We start from the raw sequence: 2833 nt of genomic DNA on the forward strand, positions 1-2833 counted from the left end.
CCCGCCAATAATGATGACTGGAAGAAACAGCGCCCAGATACCGGAGACAAAAGAGTGCCAGATTTCCTGCATCGTTGCTTTTTGCTGGCGGGGTAAATTAAGGCGACTGGCCTGCCACCACCAGGTAAGCATCAGCGTTGCGCCCATCATCATGCCAGGGGCAATGCCCGCCATAAACAGCTTACTGATGGATAATCCGCTGGAAACGCCGAAGATAATAAACGGAATGGAAGGGGGAATAATTGGCGCGATAATGCCGCCAGAGGCAATCAGCCCCGCCGCCCGGTTGACCGGGTAGTTGGCGCTGCGCATCATCGGCACCAGTAGAGCGGCAACGGCGGCGGTATCCGCAACGGCAGAACCAGAAAGGCTCGCCATAATCATAGCTGCCAGCACGCCGACGTAGCCCAGCCCGCCTGGTTTATGCCCCACCAGTTTCATCGGCAGGTCAACAATGCGTTTTGACAAGCCGCCCGCATTCATGATTTCACCCGCCAGCACAAAGAACGGAATCGCCAGCAGGGAGAAGCTATCGGCTCCGTTCACCAGCGTTTGTGCCATGATCTGGACATCAAACATGTCCAGCCAGAACATTAACGCCGCCCCGCACAACAACAGTGCCCAGGCAATAGGCAAACCGATAGCAATACCACCCAACAGACAGCCCAGAAAAATCAGCACAGCCATGATTAAGCTCCTTGCGGTGGCGACGTTAGAGAATTGCTACGCGTGATGAGTTGATATAAATGACGCAGTTCAAAGAATGCGATAACGAGGCTGGTGGGCAGACAAGCGGCATACATCAGGCCGATGGGTAAACCGAGGATCGGTGAATAATCGCTCCAGTCCTGAATTGTTTTTAGCGTTGCGCCCCAGGCCAGTGCGCCACAAATAAATAAGATTAAGGAATGGGTAACCAGAGCGACTCGTCGTTGCCATGCGGGGGAGAGTTTCTCCACCAGAAAGGTGACCTGAACGTGGGCGTTATCCATAAAAGCCACAATCGCGCCAATAAATGTTAACCAGACAAATAAATAACGTGACAATTCATCTACAGATAAAATGCTTGTCTGAAAACCATATCTTAAAATAATGTTTATAAACACAATACAGGAAAGTACGGCGAGATTAATCGCCAGTATTGCTTCAAGTATTTTTTTTCATAGCTATTCCTTGAGGCTATGTCTGTCATAATTCAAGTTGCATGTGCAGCAACCTAAATTATTAATATAGTTAGAGCAATAACATTACCCAGTCGTTCTGGCGTAGACGATTATTCGATTAATTCAGCGCCGTTAATGCGACTTTAACCACAATTTTTCGTATCTCAGAGGCTGTTTGCAAAATACAACCTGGTCGGTGAACATCCTGCGGAAAGAAAATTGCGTAGCTGCCCGGTATCATTTCTATAAATGATTCATGTTCACTGTCATGATAAAAAATAATATCGCGCTGCTCTAATAGTGATTCGCTGACTTTATTATTTCCCGTATCAATAGCAATGCCGATTTTCTCTTCACCCCACGCCAGAAACTGAATATCGATATACCGACGATGCACTTCCGGACGGTTTTCCACCGCTTCGCGTGTGGTTAAATCGATAATTTGCGCATAAATATTTTTGCCGTCGATTTCGACAACGCCCGGCTCCAGGGCGTTGAAATCGGTAGCGCGCAGAAAATCGAGCCCCTTTTCAATGGCGGCGGGCAAACGGCACGGATTGGGCTGCGCGATATGTCCAAAAATCATGACTTATCTCCTTATAACGCCTGGATTTTGGCCCACACGCTGTCATCAACGGTAATACCGTTACGGCGGTTTTCGGCCAGCAGGGTAGTAAATTCGTGGCCGGGTAAGCGGATGGCCTGGTTTTCGTCAGCGCGTTCAGCGGTAGTAACGTAATCCATGATACGTTGCAGCTTGGCATCGCGGGTGGGACCGTCGATAAGCTTGTCCACTTCAATGGCAATAAAAATTTGTGAAATGCCGTATTCGTCGCTGTTGTCCTGGGTGACTTCGGCAACCGATGCGCCGTCGGAAAGGAGAGTAGCGATCATATCCAGCACAATCGACATGCCAGAACCTTTCCAGTAGCCCATCGGCAAAATGCGGCGATTCTTCTCGATAACGCCAGGTTCTTTGGTCAAATTGCCCTCATCATCAAAGCCACCATCGACCGGGAGCTGACGGCCCGCCAGGCGGTTAACTTCTAACATGCCGTAAGAGAACATCGACATCGACATATCGACCATGGTGATCGGCGTGGAAGGAATGGCGACGATCAGCGGGTTAGTGCCAATGCGACACTCTTTTGCGCCCCACGGCGGCATTACGGCGATGGAGTTGGTCCAGCAAATGCCAATATAGCCTTTTTCCGCCGCCTGCCAGCCGTAGCTGCCGCCGCGCATCCAGTGGTTGGCATTACGAAGTGCCACCAGACCAATACCGTGATCGGCAGCCAGTTCAATGGCGCGATCCATCATCTTTTTCGCCGTCAGGTTGCCGATCGAACGCTGGGCATCCCACTGTTCAATTGCGCCGAGGCTGGTTATACGTTTGGGTTGGGCATCAGGAATGATATCGCCGTTTTCCAGTTGTTGAATGAAACGAGGGAAACGATTAACGCCGTGAGAATAAACGCCGGATTCGGTGGTGCGGGCGAACATCTCTGCACAGGCGTTAGCCGTTTCGCTGTCAACGCCGCGTGAAATTAAGACCCGATTAAAGGCTGCTTTTAACTGCTCAAATGTCACTTTCATCCCAGGCTTCCTTGTTTTTTTGATCGCTTTTTTGGCTTAAAATTTCAATATGCGAAACTTGATTTCAAATATAC

General features: G+C 49.8%; 4 protein-coding genes. All 4 read right to left on the reverse strand.

The window, feature by feature from the left end; genetic code table 11:
- A partial coding sequence (locus E0D98_RS23045; RefSeq protein ID WP_131891109.1) for a TRAP transporter large permease subunit occupies nt 1–687 on the reverse strand: 687 nt, incomplete at its 3' end.
- Between the two features lie 2 nt (nt 688–689).
- Nucleotides 690–1154 carry a 2,3-diketo-L-gulonate TRAP transporter small permease YiaM gene (yiaM, locus tag E0D98_RS23050; protein ID WP_032148054.1) on the reverse strand — a complete coding sequence of 155 codons (465 nt, stop codon included), beginning with the start codon at nt 1152–1154 and terminating at the stop codon, nt 690–692.
- 127 nt (nt 1155–1281) lie between these two features.
- Nucleotides 1282–1749 carry a YhcH/YjgK/YiaL family protein gene (locus E0D98_RS23055; RefSeq protein WP_000576096.1) on the reverse strand — a complete coding sequence of 156 codons (468 nt, stop codon included), beginning with the start codon at nt 1747–1749 and terminating at the stop codon, nt 1282–1284.
- Between the two features lie 11 nt (nt 1750–1760).
- Complete coding sequence (yiaK, locus tag E0D98_RS23060) at nt 1761–2759, reverse strand: 3-dehydro-L-gulonate 2-dehydrogenase (protein ID WP_000869051.1); 999 nt, start codon at nt 2757–2759, stop codon at nt 1761–1763.
- Nucleotides 2760–2833 lie beyond the last annotated feature (74 nt).

It is taken from the genome of Escherichia sp. KCJ4928 (genome assembly GCF_004352695.1).
GTDB lineage: Bacteria > Pseudomonadota > Gammaproteobacteria > Enterobacterales > Enterobacteriaceae > ECMA0423.